This window comes from Amycolatopsis sp. BJA-103 (assembly GCF_002849735.1).
Lineage (GTDB): Bacteria > Actinomycetota > Actinomycetes > Mycobacteriales > Pseudonocardiaceae > Amycolatopsis.
Window position 1 is genome coordinate 7786512 of the sequence record NZ_CP017780.1, and the last position, 17839, is coordinate 7804350.

Annotated in this window: 16 protein-coding genes; 8 read left to right on the top strand and 8 right to left on the bottom strand. The window is 67.9% G+C overall.

Features of this window, described 5'->3' with window-relative positions; all coding sequences use genetic code 11:
• The first annotated feature begins 13 nt into the window (after nt 1–13).
• Nucleotides 14–961 carry a ribose-phosphate diphosphokinase gene (locus BKN51_RS34875; RefSeq protein WP_101611642.1) on the top strand — a complete coding sequence of 316 codons (948 nt, stop codon included), beginning with the start codon at nt 14–16 and terminating at the stop codon, nt 959–961.
• Here BKN51_RS34875 and BKN51_RS34880 read toward each other — a convergent pair.
• Nucleotides 958–2262 (bottom strand): D-arabinono-1,4-lactone oxidase, encoded by a 1305-nt coding sequence (locus BKN51_RS34880; protein ID WP_101611643.1) that lies wholly within the window; start codon nt 2260–2262, stop codon nt 958–960. The two genes, BKN51_RS34875 and BKN51_RS34880, sit on opposite strands and share 4 nt — an antisense overlap.
• Before the next feature lie 105 nt (nt 2263–2367).
• Here BKN51_RS34880 and BKN51_RS34885 point away from each other — a divergent pair, with 105 nt between their 5' ends.
• Nucleotides 2368–3552 (top strand): amino acid deaminase/aldolase, encoded by a 1185-nt coding sequence (locus tag BKN51_RS34885; protein ID WP_101611644.1) that lies wholly within the window; start codon nt 2368–2370, stop codon nt 3550–3552.
• A 467-nt stretch (nt 3553–4019) separates the two neighbouring features.
• Here the strand turns inward: BKN51_RS34885 and BKN51_RS34890 are convergent, their stop codons facing one another.
• The gene (locus BKN51_RS34890) at nt 4020–4664 is read right to left on the bottom strand and encodes a TetR family transcriptional regulator (RefSeq protein ID WP_101611645.1); all 645 of its coding nucleotides are present in this window, start codon (nt 4662–4664) and stop codon (nt 4020–4022) included.
• A gap of 125 nt (nt 4665–4789) precedes the next feature.
• On the opposite strand from BKN51_RS34890, the gene BKN51_RS34895 reads away from it, so the two are divergent.
• Together BKN51_RS34895 and BKN51_RS34900 are read left to right on the top strand one after the other, a co-directional pair.
• Entirely contained in the window at nt 4790–6112 is a 1323-nt protein-coding gene (locus BKN51_RS34895) for a GH1 family beta-glucosidase (protein ID WP_101611646.1), read from the top strand.
• Nucleotides 6105–7361 carry an MFS transporter gene (locus BKN51_RS34900; protein ID WP_101611647.1) on the top strand — a complete coding sequence of 419 codons (1257 nt, stop codon included), beginning with the start codon at nt 6105–6107 and terminating at the stop codon, nt 7359–7361. The genes BKN51_RS34895 and BKN51_RS34900 overlap by 8 nt, the downstream gene beginning before the upstream one ends.
• Nucleotides 7362–7679: 318 nt before the next feature.
• Here BKN51_RS34900 and BKN51_RS34905 read toward each other — a convergent pair whose 3' ends face one another.
• Together BKN51_RS34905 and BKN51_RS34910 are read right to left on the bottom strand one after the other, a co-directional pair.
• Complete coding sequence (locus tag BKN51_RS34905; RefSeq protein WP_101611648.1) at nt 7680–8105, bottom strand: hypothetical protein; 426 nt, start codon at nt 8103–8105, stop codon at nt 7680–7682.
• A gap of 13 nt (nt 8106–8118) precedes the next feature.
• Nucleotides 8119–8493, bottom strand: coding sequence for a hypothetical protein (locus BKN51_RS34910; RefSeq protein ID WP_101611649.1), 375 nt, complete (start codon nt 8491–8493; stop codon nt 8119–8121).
• A 320-nt stretch (nt 8494–8813) separates the two neighbouring features.
• Here BKN51_RS34910 and BKN51_RS34915 point away from each other — a divergent pair, with 320 nt between their 5' ends.
• Both BKN51_RS34915 and BKN51_RS34920 read left to right on the top strand, forming a co-directional pair.
• Nucleotides 8814–10217: a helix-turn-helix transcriptional regulator gene (locus BKN51_RS34915; protein WP_101611650.1), complete on the top strand. Its 1404-nt coding sequence runs from the start codon at nt 8814–8816 to the stop codon at nt 10215–10217.
• Nucleotides 10218–10227: 10 nt separating this feature from the next.
• A complete protein-coding gene (locus BKN51_RS34920; protein WP_101611651.1) occupies nt 10228–11115 on the top strand; it encodes an aminoglycoside phosphotransferase family protein in 888 nt (295 codons plus the stop codon).
• 213 nt (nt 11116–11328) lie between these two features.
• Here the strand turns inward: BKN51_RS34920 and BKN51_RS34925 are convergent, their stop codons facing one another.
• Complete coding sequence (locus tag BKN51_RS34925; RefSeq protein WP_233223058.1) at nt 11329–13338, bottom strand: tetratricopeptide repeat protein; 2010 nt, start codon at nt 13336–13338, stop codon at nt 11329–11331.
• A gap of 231 nt (nt 13339–13569) precedes the next feature.
• On the opposite strand from BKN51_RS34925, the gene BKN51_RS34930 reads away from it, so the two are divergent.
• Nucleotides 13570–14286 carry a class I SAM-dependent methyltransferase gene (locus BKN51_RS34930; protein ID WP_101611653.1) on the top strand — a complete coding sequence of 239 codons (717 nt, stop codon included), beginning with the start codon at nt 13570–13572 and terminating at the stop codon, nt 14284–14286.
• A 103-nt stretch (nt 14287–14389) separates the two neighbouring features.
• Complete coding sequence (locus tag BKN51_RS34935) at nt 14390–14956, top strand: dihydrofolate reductase family protein (RefSeq protein ID WP_101611654.1); 567 nt, start codon at nt 14390–14392, stop codon at nt 14954–14956.
• Between the two features lie 472 nt (nt 14957–15428).
• Here BKN51_RS34935 and BKN51_RS34940 read toward each other — a convergent pair whose 3' ends face one another.
• Genes BKN51_RS34940 through BKN51_RS34950 form a run of 3 tightly spaced genes read right to left on the bottom strand, consistent with a single transcriptional unit; the run spans nt 15429 to nt 17797 of the window.
• A complete protein-coding gene (locus BKN51_RS34940) occupies nt 15429–16460 on the bottom strand; it encodes a copper resistance D family protein (RefSeq protein ID WP_101611655.1) in 1032 nt (343 codons plus the stop codon).
• Nucleotides 16457–17020, bottom strand: a complete 564-nt coding sequence (locus tag BKN51_RS34945; RefSeq protein ID WP_101611656.1) for a copper resistance CopC family protein — start codon at nt 17018–17020, stop codon at nt 16457–16459. The genes BKN51_RS34940 and BKN51_RS34945 overlap by 4 nt, the downstream gene beginning before the upstream one ends.
• On the bottom strand, nt 17021–17797 hold the full coding sequence (locus BKN51_RS34950) for a YcnI family copper-binding membrane protein (RefSeq protein ID WP_101611657.1): 777 nt from the start codon (nt 17795–17797) through the stop codon (nt 17021–17023).
• Between the last annotated feature and the right edge of the window lie 42 nt (nt 17798–17839).

Below are 17839 nucleotides of genomic sequence, written 5' to 3' on the forward strand. Positions count from 1 at the left end.
ACGGAGTAAGTCCTTGCGCGAGGACATCGCGGTTTTCAGCGGTAGCGCACATCCCGAGCTCGCCGAAGAGATCTGCACGCATCTCGGTGTTCCGCTGCATCCCGTGCAGGTGCAGCGGTTCGCCAACGACTGTCTCGAAGTCCAGCTCCAGGCGAACTGCCGCGAGCGCGACGTCTTCCTGATCCAGCCGCTGGTGCGGCCGGTGCAGGAGCACCTCGTCGAACTGCTGCTGATGCTGGACGCCGCGCGGGGCGCGTCGGCGAAGCGGATCACCGTCGTCATGCCGCACTATTCGTACGCCCGATCGGACAAAAAGGACGCGCCGCGGATCTCGATCGGCGGCCGTCTCGTCGCGGACCTCATGGCGACCGCCGGCGCCGATCGCGTCCTCGCGATGACGCTGCACTCACCGCAGGTGCACGGCTTCTTCAGTGTTCCGGTCGACCATCTGCACGCCTTGCAGGAACTGGCCAAGCACTTCCGGCAGTACGACCTCTCCGCGACCACCGTGGTCTCGCCGGATCTCGGCAACGCCAAGGAGGCCGCGCATTTCGCCCGGCTGCTCGGGGTTCAGGTCGCCGCGGGCGCGAAGCAGCGCTTCGCCGACGACAGGGTCGAGATCAGCTCGGTGATCGGTGAGGTCACCGGCCGCGACGTGATCGTCCTCGACGACGAGATCGCCAAGGGCAGCACGGTGATCGAACTGCTCAACAAGCTGAGGGAACTGAAGCCGCGCTCGATCCGTGTCGCGTGCACGCACGGCCTGTTCTCCAGCGGCGCGCTCGAGCGGATCGGCAGCCAGCCGGACGTGCTGGAGGTCGTCTGCACCAACACCGTGCCGATCCCGCCGGAGGAACAGAGCCCGAAACTCCGGGTCCTGTCGATCGCGCCCGCGCTGGCGGAGGCGATGCGGCGGATCCACAACGGCGAATCCGTCAGCGCCCTCTTCGAAACGAACTAAACGGTTCCCAGGACCCGGTCGAGGTACGTGTTCGTGAAGACCCCGGCCGGGTCCACCTCCTTGCGGATCCGCGTGAAGTCGTCGAACCGCGGATAGCGCGAGCGGAGGGTGGCGGCGTCGAGGTCGTGCATCTTGCCCCAGTGCGGGCGGCCGCCGACCTCGCCGACGATCGACGCGAATCCGGCGAAGTACTCGCGGTAGGGCATGCCGACGAACTGGTGGATCGCGAGGTAGGCGGAGTCGCGGCCGTTCGCGGTCGAAAGCCAGATGTCGTCCGCGGCGGCGACGCGCACCTCGACCGGGAACGCGACCGGGTTCTCCAGCTTCGGGACGAACGCGCGGAGTTCGGAAAAGACGTCTAGCAGCGATTCGCGGGGGATCGCGAACTCCGACTCGACGAATCGCACACCGCGATGGGTCACGAAGACGCGATGTGACGTGTCGCTGTACTCGCGGGCCGAGAGGACGTTCGAGGCGAACTTGCCGAGTGGCTGCACGAGTTTCGGCACCGCGCGGCCGAGACGGCACAACCCGCCGAACGCGACGTTCTCCGTGATCTCGTAGTCGACGAATTCCTTCACCCTGCTCAGCGGCTTGCGTTCGCTGCCCGCCGGGAGCCGGTTGTTGCGTTTGACCAGGGCGTTCTTGCCGTAGGGGAACCAGTAGAATTCGAAGTGGTCGTTCTCGTCGGCGAACTGGTCGAAGCCTTCAAGGACCTGTTCGAGCGGTTCCGGCCGCTCCTGGGCGGAGAGCAGGAACGACGGTTCACACCGCAGAGTGACCGTGCTGATGACGCCGAGCGCGCCGAGACCCACTCTCGCGGCGGCGAAGAGGTCGGGGCGCTCGTCCGCCGAACAGGTGACCACGGTGCCGTCGGCGAGCACGAGTTCGAGCGCGGCGATCTGGGTGGCGATACCGCCGAGCCGGGCGCCGGTGCCGTGGGTGCCGGTGGAGATCGCGCCCGCGACGGTCTGCGCGTCGATGTCGCCGAGGTTGGTCATCGCCAGCCCGAGCGCGTCGAGTTCGGCGTTGAGCTGCTTGAGCGTGGTGCCCGAGCGGACCGTGACCAGGCCTTTCTCGACGTCGGCCGACGCGATGCCCGCCCAGCCGGTGAGGTCCATTGCGTCCGAATCCGCCACGGCGATCGCCGTGAACGAGTGACCGCTGCCCAGCGGGCGCAGGCGCCGTCCGTCCGCGGCGGACCGGCCGATCGCCTCGGCGATCTCCTCCGTGCCGCGCGGTCGGTGCACGCGCAGCGGCGACGCCGTCGCGGTACCGGCCCAGTTGCTCCACCGAGTCATGCACACACCCAATCCGAGAGTCTGCTGCCCTTGAGATGTTCGAGTGCCGAAACAGTAAGTGAATAGTATTCGCGTTTCAAGCCCTTCTGTCGTACCTTAGTTCGGGTGACCAGTGCGACGGTGTACGACTTGGCGACGAAGGACCTGGATCCTCCGTTCGCGGTTGTCGACTTGGATGCGTTCGACGCGAACGGCGCCGACCTGCTGTGGCGGGCGGCGGGCAAGCCGATCCGCGTGGTCAGCAAGTCCGTCCGTTGCCGGTACCTGCTCGAACGAGTGCTCGCGCGGCCCGGCTTCGAAGGCCTCATGTGCTACTCGCTCGCCGAAGCCGTCTGGCATGTCGAGCAGGGGACGGCCGACGACATCGTGGTCGCGTACCCGACCGCCGACCACGGTGCGCTGCGACGGCTGGCGGCGAACGACCGGGCGCGGGCGGCGATCTCGATCATGGTCGATTCGCCGGAACACCTCGACCTGGTCGATGCCGCGCTGGGGCAGGACCATCCCGAAATCCGCGTCTGTCTCGAGCTCGACGCTTCATGGCGACCGCTGCCAGGGGTGCACGTCGGCACCAGGCGCTCGCCGGTGTTCAGCCCGCGGCAGGCCGCCGATCTGGCGCGAACCATCCTGTCCCGCAAGGGTTTCCGGCTCGTCGGGATGATGGCGTACGAAGGCCAGATCGCCGGGCTCGGCGACGCGGCGGGCAGCGGCGTCAAGAACTCGCTCATCGGCTGGATGCAGCGGAAGTCCATTGTGGAAATCGCGAAACGCCGCGCGGCCGCCGTTCGCGCTGTCCGGGCCTTGGCGGATCTGGAGTTCGTCAACGGCGGCGGCAGCGGCAGTGTCGAATCGACCGGCGCCGAAGCGGCCGTCACCGAAATCGCCGCGGGCTCCGGCCTGATCGGCCCCACGCTTTTCGACGGCTACGCGCACTTCTCGCCGCGTCCGGCCGCGATGTTCGCGCTCCCCGTCGTCCGTCGTCCGGCGCCCAAGATCGCGACGCTCTACTCCGGCGGCTACATCGCTTCCGGCCCGACGGAGTCTTCGCGGCAGCCGACGCCCTACCTGCCCGAAGGCCTCTCACTGCTCGGATTCGAAGGCGCGGGCGAAGTCCAGACCCCCGTCTCCGGCGAAGCCGCCCGCCACCTGCGGCTCGGCGACCGCGTCTGGCTGCGCCACGCGAAAGCCGGTGAACTCGCCGAACGCTTCACGCACTACCACGTGATCATCGGCGACCGCGTCGACCGGACCGTCCCCACCTACCGAGGCGAGTCCCGAAACTTCGGCTGATCCGCGTGACCCCACCCCCCACCCGTCCCAGGGGGGCGCGCCCCGCACCAGCGTATCGGGAGGGGGTGTCGGGGAGCGGTGTCCTGAGGAGTGAGGGGCGAGGTTGTCCACAACTGTGGGTGGGTGTGGACAACTTATGTGGACAACTGGATAAGGCCAGCTCAGGGCACGTCGAGACGTGGCTGATGGGGGCTGTGTGACTGGTGGGGCTTGGGAATCGGGCATCGGTGGACACGAATGGAGCAAGGGGGGATCCACCGGTGACGGCAAGGCCACCTTCGGGACGTTCAACGTCCTGAAGGTGGCCTTCGCGACGTCCGGGCAGGGGAGCCTGAGTCCATAGTGGACGGAAGCGAGGTGAAGGGCGCCTTCGCCGCATCCGATGCGAGGAAAGCGCCCTTCGCCGCATCGCACGCGGGTAAAGCGTCCTTCAGCCCCCGGACCCGCGCCCAGGCCCCCCGGACCCCTCAGGCTTCGCCGAACTTGCTCGCCAAGTACCCCTTCACCACCGACTTCGCCTCCGCCACGATCCGCTCGTCCCCGCGCGGGTCACGGCGGAACGCCAGCTTCAGCAACGCGTCGGCGGTTTCGTTCGCGATCGTCAGCGCGAACCGGATGTCGTCCAGCGGCGACGAGATCCGCGCCGAGAGGATGTCGGTGAGCGCGTCGACGATGACGGCGTTGTTGTCGCGAGTCTCGTCGAGGAGCTGCCGGTCCACGACGTCACCGAAGTGGACCTTCGAGAAACCGGGGACCTCGCGGTGCATGTCGAGGTAGATGTCGAGGATCGAGTCCACGACATCCCACCAGTGTTCGGGCGCGAGCTCGTTCAAGGTTTCGGACACCGAGGCGACGAACCGTTCGAGGTTGCGTTGCGTCAGTGCTTGCACCACGGCCCGCTTGTCGGGGAAGAACTGGTACAGCGACCCGACGGCCACCCCCGCGCGCTTCGCGATCAACGTGGTCGTCAGTGCGTCGTAACCGAGCTCATCGATCAGCTGGGCGCTGGCGTCGAGCATCTGCTCCACCCGCTTGGCGCTGCGTTGCTGGACGGGCTGCCGCCGGAGCGGAGTCGTCTCCGCCGGCGATTTCGCGGCCTGGATGTCGGACACTCGGGCTCCTCCTTCGCTGATCTGCGACTTTATCGTGCCGACAGGGTTCCCCACGGTCGAGTGAAGGCATAGTATCTGAGAACTTTTCATGTTCGGCCGTGTCTCCGGAGAAAGGTGCGTAGCCGGTGGAGAATCCGACCTTCCCGTCCGAATTCCTGTGGGGTGTCTCGACCTCCGCCTTCCAGATCGAGGGGGCGACCGGCGAGGGCGGCCGAGGACAGTCCATTTGGGACACGTTCACTGAAACGGAGGGGAAGATCGCGCGGGGGGAGGACGCCAAGGTAGCCGCCGATCACTTCCACCGCTACTCCGAAGACATCGCGATGATGGCCGGACTCGGCGTCGGCGCGTACCGGATGTCCTTCGCCTGGCCGAGAATCCAGCCCGACGGCGACGGAAAGCCCAACGCGGACGGCCTCGCCTTCTACGACGGGCTCATCGACGAGGTCTGCGCCGCCGGAATCGACCCGGTCGGGACGCTCTTTCACTGGGATCTCCCGCAGGCGCTCGAGGACAAGGGTGGCTGGCTCTCCCGTGATACCGCCGAACGCTTCGCGGAGTACGCCGCCATCCTGGGCGAGCGGTTCTCCGATCGGGTGAAAATGTGGATCCCGCTCAACGAGCCCATGGTCATGTCGATCTTCGGCTACGCGATCGGCGAATACGCCCCCGGCAAGACACTGCTGCTCGACGCCCTGCCCACCGCGCACTACCAGAATCTGGCCCACGGTCTCGCCGTCCAAGCCCTGCGCGCGGCCGGTGCCCGCAGCGTCGGCACGGCCAACAATCATTCGCCGATCTGGCCCGCCTCCGATTCGCCGGAGGACAAGGCCGCGGGCGAATGGATCGACGCCCTCATCAACCGTACGTACGCCGATCCGGTGCTGCTGGGCCGTTATCCCGAACAAGTCGTCGAACATCTCCCGAAGGACTTCGCCGACGATCTCCCCACCATCGCGCAGCCGCTCGACTTCTACGGGGTGAATTACTACGAGCCGCAGGGCGTCGCCGCGCCCGGTGAAGGCAATCCGCTGCCTTTCGAGCTGCGTGCGATCGAGGGATATCCCATGACCACCAACGATTCCCCGATCGTCCCGCACGGCCTGCGCGATCTGCTCGTCGGCTTCCAGGAGCGCTATCGCGAGGGCCTCCCGCCCGTCTACATCACCGAAAACGGCTGCAGCTTCGACGACGTCGTCGCCGAAGACGGACACGTCCACGACCAGGAGCGCATCGACTTCCTGCACAGCCACCTGGTCGCGGTGCGCGAGGCGATGGACGCCGGCGTCGACGTCCGCGGGTACTTCGTCTGGTCGCTGATGGACAACTTCGAATGGTCGAAGGGCTACCAGCCGCGGTTCGGCCTGGTGCACATCGACTACGAGACACAGAAGCGGACTCCGAAGGACTCCTTCGGCTGGTACCGGAAACTGATCAGCCATGAGTGAGGTCAGAGCCCTGCCCGAGGCGCTCGCCGAGCCGGTCGCCAGGGTCCGCGCGGGCTGGATGAGCCTGCTGTTCTTCGCGAACATCGCGCTCTGGCTCGGGGTCTACGCGCCCATCCAGGTCCTGCTGCCGAAACAGGCCGAAATCCTGGACGCGGCCAACAAAGAAGCCGTGTTCAGCCTGGTCACCGGCGTCGGCGCGATCGTCGCGCTGATCGCCAACCCGGCCGTCGGCCTGCTCTCGGACCGCACCTGTTCCGCGCGCGGCCGCCGTCATCCGTGGACGGCCGTCGGCGCGGTGGTCGCCGCGGCCGGCCTGCTCGTCCTCGCGTTCGCGCCGAACGTCGCGGTCATGGTGCTCGGCTGGTGCCTGGTGCAGGCGGGCCTGAACGGAATGCTCGCGATGCTGGTCTCGGCGATCGCCGACCGGGTGCCCGTGCCTCAGCGCGCGCAGGTCGGCGGCCTGGTCGGCATCGCGCAGATGCTCGGGACCGTGCTCGGCGCGGTGGTGGTCGTGGTGATGCTCGACCTCGCCGGTCTCCCGCTGGGATACGCGGTGTGCGCGGCCATCGTGCTGGTGGGCGCGGCCGCTTTCGTCCTGCGCACACCGGACGCGCGGCTGCCGGTCGAGTACCGGCCGTCGGCCAAGTCCCGTGACGTGCTGTCGAACCTGTGGATCTCCCCGCGCAAGCATCCGGACTTCGCCTGGGCGTGGGGCTGTCACTTCATGATCAACCTCGGCAACGCCTTCGGGACGCTGTATCTGCTGTTCTTCCTCAAGGACGCGGTGCACTACGAAGACCCGGACACCGGCCTGCTGATCATGATGGGGCTCTACGGCGCCGCGCTCATCGTCGGCGCGCTCATCGCCGGGCATTTCTCCGACAAGTCCGGACGTCGCAAGCCATACGTCCTCGCGGCGTCAGCGGTGATGGCGGTGGCCGCACTCCTGCTGGTCGTCTGGCAGAACTGGACGGCCGCGCTCGCGGCGTCACCGTTGCTGGGCATCGGTTTCGGTGCGTACATGGCCGTCGCGCTGGCGATGCTCACGCAGGTGTTGCCCGCCGCGCAGAACCGGGCGAAGGACCTCGGGGTCATCAACATCGCGAACTCGCTGCCGCAGGTGGTGGCGCCGATGCTGACCGCGCCGATCCTGGCGTACCTGGGCGGGTATCCGAGCCTCTTCGCGGCTTCGGCGCTGTCCACCGTCATCGCCGCGGTACTGGTCACGCGGGTGAAATCGGTCAGCTGAAAGGAAAGTTGGAGACCGCGGACCGATGCCGGTCGGGGGAGGGGAGTGCAACGGCACCGGCCCGCGGAGTTCGGGGGATGGCAGCGTGTCCTTGGCAGGTATCGCGCTGCGTTTGTGATCATCAACCTAGCGACCGATTACTGCCTACGCTAGGTGTTCTGCCGATAATTTTCGATTAATCGCGGTGGGGACCGGAGTGATTACCGAGAGCGGCTCGTCGCGTTCGGGGGTACGGGCGAACCGCTCTCGGCGGAGGCGAGGTCATGGCGTGGTTGCCGAGGGGGCGCTCGGACCGCCGTTCACTCGCCTTGGCTTTCTTCAGGCGTGTACGCCGCCGATGGCGGGCCTGCGCGGGTTGACCAGCGCGTGCCTGCCGGTGGTTTCGCCGGCGCCCACACCACGGGTCTGACCAGGAACGCGACGGCGGGCTTCCCGCCGGTGGTCCTGGGTGGCCGCGGTCTGCTGAGGGGCGAGGCCACCGGCGACCAGGTGCTCGTGCGCGACCTGCCACACCGAGCAGGGGGCCTTGCACTTGTGCCAGCGGGTCGAGCAGGTGGGGCAGTCCCCACGCTCGTCGGGCTCGTGCGCCTGGAGCATCGCGCGCCAGCCTTCGGTCAACCGGGGGAGCTCCGAGCGGGCGACCGACACGAGCGACTGCGCGTCAGCCCGGTTCGCGAGATCGGAGAGCATGTCGAGGCGTTCCCAAACCGCGTTGCGGAGGACTTGCCCTAGGACCTGATCCACGGAGAACTCACCGTTACCTTTCCGCCATCTTGGCGGCTTCGTTGAGCGCGGCCCTGAGCTGTCCGAGCTGGCCGGACGTCATCCGCGCGGTCTCTCCTGGCGGCGAGACGAGAACCACCTGGTTGTCTTCGACGAACACGGTGACGGCGCGCTCGCGGCTGATGAGATCGCCGCACTGCACTCGCCAGACCAGCTGTCCGCCTTCGTAACGGCGCACACTCGCGGTACGAGGATCGACCGGGGCGGAAGGGGAGACCGGGCGGTTGGCACCGGGGGCGACGGCGACCGCCTGCTGACCGGCGGGGCCGGCCGCACGCAGGTGGCGCGTGGCCATACCGGGCCGTCCCGCGGTGATGGAGCCTGTTGCGATCGAGTCCACGAACTCCACTGGCTCTTCTCCGCTCTCTCGTTCCACGTCGTCTTCGTTTACCGCGTGTCCGCACCTGTAGGGGGTTCGGAGACTTTGGTAGCTCTCTGTGATCGCTGCCGGTTGCCGGTCGGTCACGGAGATCTGACAACTACAGTGATGTGAAACCGAGTGCGATAGAAGGTCGAACCGCCGTCATAGCGGTGACCGGACGAGGTTTCACGGTAAGCGGTCAAACGACTTCTGCCGGACCGATCACGACGGGCATTCCGGTGTTTCGCACGGTTGAATAGGTGTGCTTACGCTGTTTCTCGACCCCAACGGAACTGTGAGGGGGCGCAATGGACGCCAGTATCGGTGGCGGCGCTGTCGCCGGCTCGGACCCCAAGAGCCGCCAGAGTCACCCCGTGCCGCCGGATGCCTGGGAGCAGCCGGAGATGCGAGCCGCACTGGCCTCACGGGAGATTTCGTCCGTGTACCGGCTGTTGCGCAAGCACGGTGTTTCGCAGCGTCAGATCGCCGCGATGACCGGCCAATCGCAGTCCGAGGTGTCCGAGATCCTCAAAGGTCGCCAGGTGATGGCGTACGACGTGCTCACCCGCATCGCTGACGGCCTTGGTGTCCCCCGGGGATACATGGGTCTCGCCTATGACGAGGCGACAGCGATCAAGGTCGTCGGCGCTGCCGACGGCCAGCAGGCGGAGGAGGACGAGTCCGTGAAGCGACGGAGGTTCCTCGCGCACGCCGCCCAGGTCACGATGGGTGCGGCGGTGTTCGGTCCGGAATCGGGTACCTGGTCGTCCGGGCCGGCGAAGACGCCCGCCCCCGGGCGGATCGGCATGACCGACGTCCGTCAGGTGGAGGCCGCGACCAGAGCGCTCCGGTCCCTCGACTACCAGTACGGCGGCGGTTTCTGCCGCGACGCCGTGGTCGCGCAGCTGTCCTGGGGACAGCAGATGCTCGAGTCCAACGGCACCGAAATGGTCAAGAACCGCCTGTACGTCGCACTGGCCGATCTGCACAGCCTCGCGGGCTGGACGTCCTTCGACACCGGCCTCTTGGACTCCGCGCGCGGCCATTTCGCGAACGCGCTGGACCTGGCCAAACAGGGCGACAACCACCCGCTGGTGGCCAACGTCCTCTACCGGATGGGCCGCGTCTACCTGCACCAGGATGCCCCGAACGACGCGCTGAAACTGTTCCAGTTCGGCCAGATCGCCGCCCAGGAATCGGGCTCCGAGCTGGCGGTCGCCGTGCTCTGCGCCAACGAGGCGTGGGCCTACGCGATGATGGGCAACGAGGAGCAGGCCACGAAGCTGCTCGGCCGGAGCAAGGACGAGTTCGCCCGCGCCGACCTGGCCGAGGCCGAGTCCTGGGTCAAGTTCTTCACCGAGACCGACGTCTACGCCATGATCGGCACCGTGCACACGGTGCTCGCCGCGAAGAACGCCGAGCACACCAAGTACGCGATCCCGGCGCTGACCAAGGCCGTCGAGTCCTACGACGACGACATGGCCCGCAGCAAGACGTTCATGCTCAGCGCGCTGGCCACGAACCACCTGCTCGAAGGCGATCTCGATCATGGCGCCAAGGTGGGCTCGAAGGCCGTCGACACCGCCGAAGGCATCAAGTCGGAGCGGGTGAAGGACCGGATGCGGCCGCTGCAGGTCGAGGCGGAGCGCCGCCGGAACAACGCCGACGCCCGTGACCTCGCCGATCGCCTCAACTCCTTCTACGCCGCCTGAGCGGACAGGGTTGGACGGCCGGTTCACGCCCGGCAAACTGCACGATGCCCTGGGGCGGACGTGTGAGCTGCTGGGCGTGGACCCCGACGGCGCCCGGCTGCTGAGGTTCACCAACAACGCCGTCTACGAACTGGCGAGCGCGCCGTTCGTCGTGCGGATCGTCGGGTCCACCCTGCTGCGGCACCGCGTCGGCACGGTCGTGCGGGTCGCGCGGCACTTCGAGCGGCACGAGGTGCCCGCCATCCGCCTGATTCCCGGCCTCGACCAGCCGTTGCCGGTCGGCGACCATCTCGTGACGGTCTGGTGGAAAGTGCCGTCCACCGGCCGGAAGGCCAAGACCGCAGACCTCGCCGCGCTGCTGCGCCGGGTCCACGCGCTCGAGCCGCCGGACGGACTCGCCGAGTGGGCGCCGTTCGCCGCGGTCCGCGCCCGGGTTTCGGACGCGGAGGAGCTGGCCGACGGTGACCGCAGGTTCCTGCTGGAGCGCTGTGCCGAGGTCGAGGCCGCCCTCGAAACGCTCGATTTCCCCCTGCCCAGGGGCCTCGTCCACGGGGACGCGCACACCGGGAACGTGATCACCGGGCCCGACGGCCCGGTGCTGTGCGATTTCGATTCGTCCTGCGTCGGGCCGCCGGAATGGGACCTGACGCCGCTGGCCGTCGGCCATGAACGGTTCGGTGATCCACCGGCCCGCTATCGCGTGTTCGCCGAGCGGTACGGATTCGACGTGACCACGTGGTCCGGGTTCTCGGTACTGCGCGCCATCCGTGAACTGAAGCTCACCACGAGTGTTCTCCCGATTCTCCGCAGTCACCCCAGCGTGCGCGATGAGCTGCGAAAACGGTTGGACGATCTCCGGAACGGGCGCACCGGTGCCCGCTGGAACCGGTATCGGTGACTCACCCGGGAAACCAATCTGCACGTGCATTCGCCGACAGCGAATGACCGTTCGTCGCTTGCCCGAATTCACCGATCAAACGGTGACGAATTCGTCCGGGCTAATCACTTCTCCCGGCCCAATGCTCCCCCAAATGTGCAACTTGCAGCTACGTTCCGTTATTTAGCGCGCTGATTTCACCCCGTCGCTGAGCCCTGATCAGTGTTATCGGGGTCACAGCTGTTCCAAACGCGTACGCAGAGCGTCGGCCTCCGGTCGGCCGAGGCCGACGAAAATCGGCAAGGCCCGGTCATAGAAGCGCCGGGCTTCTTCCGGTTCGCCGTCCGCCTCGGCGATCTCGCCGAACGCGAAGAGCGCCCTGGCCACCTCGAACCTCGAACCGCTCGACTCCATGGTGGCGTGGGCTTGCTCGAGTTCGGCCCGCGCGGCCGCGAGATCACCGCTCGCCGTGAGGGCTCGGCCGAGTTCGATCCGGGCGCGGGCCACGTTGTAGTCGTCGCCGTCGAGGACGTCGCGAGCGCGGGTGAGGTCGGCGATCGCCGCCTCGGCCTGCCCGGCACGGACGCGGGTCGCGCCGAGGTTGATCAGCGCCAGCCCGACGTCGTGCGGACGGTTCTGGCGCTCGCTGAGCAGATGGTCCTCGGTGAACCACTCGATCGCCTCGTCGAGCCTGCCTTGCTGCAGGGCGACCAGGCCGAGCCCTTCGACCGACCGGATCTCGACGACGTGGTCACCGGCCGTCCGCGCGGCGTCGCGGCCGGCCAGGTAGTGCCGGACGGCGTCGTCGTACCGGCCGGTGCCGCGGCAGGCGGCGCCGCTGCGGTTGCGCATCAACGCCTCCGCGGAGGCGTTGCCCCACGCCTGCGCGCACTGGACGGCGATCTCGCTCACCCGCAGGAAGTCCGGATAGTGCTTGCGCAGCAGGAAAAGCGGCCACATCGCGGCGGCCAGCTGCCAGCCGAGCTCCGGCAGTTGCCACTCGTGGGCCGTCTCGACCGCGGCGATGAGGTTCTCGCGCTCCAGCTCCAGCCAGTCGAGTGCCTCTTCGTGAGTGTCGAACGACGCCCGCGTCGACGGCCGGTACTCGTAGCGGTACGGGATCGCGTCCTGGTCCGGCGTGGTCAGGTCGGCGGTCGCGGAGGCGGTGAACAGGTACCACTCGAGCATGCGGCGCACCGCGATATCGCGGTCGTACTCGTTGCCCGCCGTCTTTTCCTTGGCGTGCAGCCGTGCGAGGTCGTGGAAGGTGTACCGGTCGTCGCCGCGGTCGATCAGCAGCCCGACGTCGACGAGCTGGTCCAGCAGGTCGTCGGCGACCTCTTCACGGACGGCGATCGACGCGGCCGCGACACCGACGCCGAAGTCGGGGCCGGGATGCAGCCCGAGCGCCGCGTACAGCGCCGCCGCGTCGGAGGGAAGTTCGTCGTAGGACAGGTTGAAGCTGGCTTCCACCGATTGCGCCTCTTTCGTCGAGAGCGTGGCCAGTCGACGATATTCCTTCCCCAGCTCGGTGGCGATCTTCTCCAACGACATTTTCGGGCGTCCCGCCAGCTTGGCGCTGACCGTGGTGAGGGCGATCGGCAGGCCGCCGCACAAGTCGGCGATGGCCCGCGCCTGGTCGGCTTCGGCGCCGACCCGCTCGGCGCCGACCGCTCGTCCCAGCAGTTCGGCGCTGTGCGCGGAGCCGAAGGGAGCCAGCTCGATCAGCTTCGCGCGGTGTTCGGTCTGGAGCCTGCCGAGGCGGCGCCTCGAAGTCACGATCACGAGGCTTTCCGCGCACGCGGGCAGCAGGGGCAGCACCTGCTCGGTCGACGCCGCGTTGTCCAGCAGCAAGAGCAGTGGCCGCTCGGCGGTCGTCGTGCGGAAGAGCGCGGTGAGTTCCTCGACGTCCGCGGGCAGTCCCTCCGGCGGGACGCCCAGTGCCCGGAGGAACCGGCCGAGCGCTTCGTTCGCGGACAGCGGGCCGTTGGTGCTGAACCCGCCGAGATCCGCCCAGAGGTGGCCGTCCGGGAACCGGTCACCGAGGTGACGGCCCCACGCGGTGGCCAGCGCCGTCTTCCCGATCCCGCCCTGGCCGCTGATCAGGTGCACCGCCGGTCCGTCGGCGCCTTCCCGGGGCAGCAGGTCTTCGAGCAGCGTGAGCTCGGCCGTGCGATTGGTGAAGTGCGCGGGCACGGGCGGAAGCTGACGCGGGCCCGAACTCACCTGTCTGGTGAGTCTCACCGCCGAACGCTGACGCGGCACCTGCGGTGTGTCGACTCCACTCTCACCCGGAATCGGGCTGCCCATCCACTATCCCCTCTTCGGGTTACCCCAGCGATCGCGTAGAGCATCGCGGTGAGGATCCGGAGAGGACAGTGAAATGGGCCAAATGCGGCCGTTTGGAGCAAGGTCGGTAACGACTGACCCGACCGGTACGGTTCAAGGCTTCTACGGGGTGAAAGAAGGATCTTCATGGAGACCACAGGCAAGACGCGCTGGCAAGAAGGACTGTCGAACGAGCTGGAGCACTGGAGGATCTGGCTGTCCGGTGGTTCCGAGGCCTTCGCCGGCGGAGGGTTCAACGATTACGACTGGCGGACGAGACCGGACTCGGACCTGCGGAACCAACCGCATCTGACGCGGAACCTCGAGCCGTTCGCGCCGGAGGGAACGACCGTCCGCATCCTCGACGTCGGCGCGGGCCCGCTGACCTGCGTCGGCAAGGAATGGCCCGGTCGCACGGTGGAGATCACCCCGGTCGACCCGCTCGCCGACCAGTACAACACCCTCCTCGGCGAGCTGAACCTGACGCCGCTGGTGGCCACCGAGGACGCCGAGGTGGAGAAGCTCTCCGAGGTGTTCCCGGCGGACCACTTCGACCTGGCGTACTGCCAGAACGCGCTGGATCACGTGTACGACCCGGTGCTCGGCGCCCGCCAGATGCTCGAGGTCGTCAAGCCGGGCCACGCCGCCGTGCTGATGCTCAACGTGAACGAGGGCGAACGCGAGAACTACCACGGGCTGCACCAGTGGAACTTCTGCCGTGAAGGCGATGATCTCGTCGTCTGGAATCACGACGGGCGGGTGAGCGTCAACGAAGAGCTGTCCGGGGTCGCCGACATCCGCTTCGAACCCGAGTCCACCGAGACGTTGATGGTCGTTTCCCTGGTCAAGAAGACGGACCGGTAGCGACTCCGAACAAAGTTTCGGCTGGGATGTCGAGACCGGCGTGACGGCTTCGTCCCTGGGGCAGCCGCGGCCAGAGTGGCCGCGAGAACCGGGAGGACAAGCCATGCGCAAGCTCATCGTCCAGCAGTGGGTCACCGTCGACAACATCGTCGCCGAAGAGGACGGCGGGCTCAGCTTCGTCTCCGGGGAACCGTTCTCCGAGAAGACTGAGCCCGCCTTCAAAGCGAGCGTGATGGGCTTCATCGACTCGGTCGACACGATGATCCTGGGCGCGAACACCTACGCCATGTCCAAGGACTACTGGCCCAACGCCGAAGAACAGGGCGAGTACGGCGAGAAGGTCAACAACCTCACCAAGTTCGTGGCCTCGTCGAAGCTGGAGGACGCGCCCTGGGGTGACTTTTCCGCCGCGACCGTGACGCGCGACCCGGCGGCCACCATCCGGGAACTCAAGGAGCAGAGCGGCAACGACCTCTGGCTTTGGGGGAGCCTGACGCTCATGCGGTCGATGCTGGACGCCGGCCTCGTCGACGAGTTCCGGATGATGGTCAGCCCGGTGTCGCGCGGCAAGGGAACGCGGATCTTCGAGGATCGGCGGGACTTGAAGCCGGTCGAGGCCACCGCGTTCGAGAACGGTGTGGTGCTGCTGCGGTACGCGGTCCAGAACTAGGTCGTCGGGACGAGGGCAAACGTGTCGTGTCCGCGCTGTTTCGGTGTCGGTCGTGGGGCGGGTGTTGTGAAAGCCTCTTTCGCAACGGTGAAGGCTGGGAACGTGGCTTTCGCGACACCGTTGTCCTGGTGACGCCGTTCCTGGCCGGGGCTGAGGATTCAGATCGCGTGGGTCGGGTTGGTCATGAGTGGCGTTTCGGGTTCTATTGAGGGGTAAGTCAAATGTGGCTCAGCCTCTGCGGCGAAGGACCCCTTCGCTGGCTTCAAGGTTGAGAGGTGGCCTTCGTGGCGTGGTTCTGGACTGGCCTGCGGGCGCCAGTCGTTCCCGAGCGTCCCTTGTGGACAGTCAGGGCGCGGCCGGTTCAGATCAGCGACGCCGAAGGCTCCCTTCACCGCATCGGACGCGACGAAGGACGCCTTCATCCCGTCACCGGCCTTGCCCACGAACACGCCACCTTTGGCTTACCCCAGAACTAGGTCGTCGGGACGACCGGCGCGCGCGTGAGGACGACGGCGAACCCGAACGCCAGCCCCATCACGGTCAGTTCGAGCGTCGCCCACGCGGCCAGCGCCGTGCGGTTGTGCCGGATGATCTGCGGCATCAGCTTCCAGCGTGTGTACGCGCCGAGGCCCGCGATCACTCCGGTGCACAACAGCTTCAGCAGCACCAGCTGTCCGTACGGCGTGGTGAACACGCCTTCCCAGAAGCCGAGCGACGGGTTGAGGCTGATCTCGATCAGCCCGTTGAACAGACCGGTCGCCGCACCGAGGATCAGGCACAGCGTCGCCAGTTTGGAGAACCGCGGCAGCGCGTGCGCCAGCAGCGTCCGGTTCCCGACGAGCAGCACGGTCATCGCGCCGAGCCCGCCGGTCCAGGCGACGGCGCTCATCACGTGCAGTTCCATCGAGATCATCGTGTAGTCGTGGTAGTTCCAGTTCGACGCGTGCCCGGTGACCGGCAACGGCAGCAGCGCGAACAGGCCCAGCCCGACGCGGACCTCGGCGGGCACCTTCTCGCCGTGCTTCAGCGCGAGGACGCCGAGTCCCGCGTGCAGCAGCGCCAGCACCGCGACGATCAGCAGCGCCTTGCCCGCGCCGACGTCGGCGATGTAGCTCCCGACGTCCGACATCGACAGCGTGCTGGAGCCAGGCCGGTACTCGGCGGTCTGCAGGATCAGCGCGACGAGCGCGGTGGTCGCCCAGACCAGCGCGGCCGCGACGCTCGCGGGCCGCGCGAGCCGCATGATCGGCTCGGACAGCTTCGGCCGGTCGTAGCCGACCAGTACCGAAAGCAGCGCGAGCCCGATCGTGGCGACCGCCGAGATGTCCAGCAGCACCCGCACGATCGGGATGGAGACCGAGACCACCTCGCTGACCTGCGCGACCCCGGGGACCGGGGCGGTGGCCGTCAGCGCGACACCGATCAGGGCGCCGACGATCCCCGCCGTCACCACGCAGAACAGGACGGCGACGCGGGCACGCGAGGTGGTCTCGGTCTGGGTCATGACCCGCTCTTCTCCTTGTCACCGGCGCCGGTGCGCAGTGCGACGGTCAGTCCGACGGCGAGCAGCACGACGGCGCCCGCGATCCACACCCAGATGGGCACCCCGGACGAGCCTTCGCCGCCGGTCGCCGGGGTGGCCTCGGCCTGGCCCGCGTTGCTGCGCGCGGCGTCGGCGGTCGCCGGTGTCCCGGTGCCCGCGGCGGTGAGGGTGAACGGCACCTCGCCGGTCACGGAGTGCCCGTCCGCGGACAGGATCCGGTAGCCGATCTTGTACTCGCCCGCCGGGCCGAGCGGCCGCAGCGGCACGGACACGGCGCTGTCGCGGACCTCGACCTGGCCTTCGGCCCACTGGCCGCCGCCCGGTCCGATGACCGCGATCTGGTTGACGTTCGCGTTCTGGACGTACTGGTCGAACGTGAGCGTGATCTTCGCGGGCCCGGTGGCGATCGAAGCGCCCTTCGCCGGGTCCGAGGAGATCAGGACGTTGTGCGCCAGCGCCGGGGTGGCGGTGGCGAGCCACGCCACCCCGGTGATCGCCAGCGCGACGATCGCTTTACGCATTTACTCGGTTCCCTCGGTGTTGCTCTTGGTGGAAGCGCCCGCGGTGGCGCGGCGGGCGCGCAGGGTGGCACCGGCGCCGACGCCGAGGCCGAGCGCGCCGACGACCAGGCCCGCGCCGCCGAGCCAGCGAGCGGTGGTGTCGGAAGAGGAAGAGGCGTGGGACTCCTCGGAGGCCTTCGCGTCGGTGCCGTGGCCACCGCCGCCGTGACCGTCCGCGCTCTTCTCGGCGAGCTTCACGCTCGGCGCGGGGTGCTCCGGCTCCTCACCGGAGGCAGGGGTCGGCTGGTTCCACTCGACGACCTTGCCGTTCTCGTAGGTCTGGGTGGCCGGGAACTCCAGCGCGTCGACGTTGGTCGGGAACTGGCCCGCGCTGATCTGGAACTCCTGGAACTCGGCCGAGCCCGCGGCGATCTTGGTGCCGGGCTCCGCGGTCCAGGAGACCTTGGTGACGGCTTCGGTGATCTGGGTGCCGGACGCGGTGGTCACCGGGGCGGGCAGCTTCGACTTGACGACCTCGGCCTTCCAGCCGGGGATCGGCTTGGTGCGCACGGAGCTGAGGGCGTACTCGGGCTTGAGGGCGACCTCGACCTTGACGGTGCCGGCGTCCTTCTCCTCGTTGGGGACACGGAAGAAGATCGACCCGTAGCCGCCCTTGGCGGGCTGGGGGCCGTAGACGTTGGCGGTGACGTGGGCCGAAGCGACCCCGGCCGAGAGCAGACCGGCGATGCCGACGGTGGCGGCCAGGAAACCGGCGCGCTTGTAGACGTTGTTCGACACGAAAACTCCTGAACGTGAATGAAGACGGCGGGTTCGGGGACC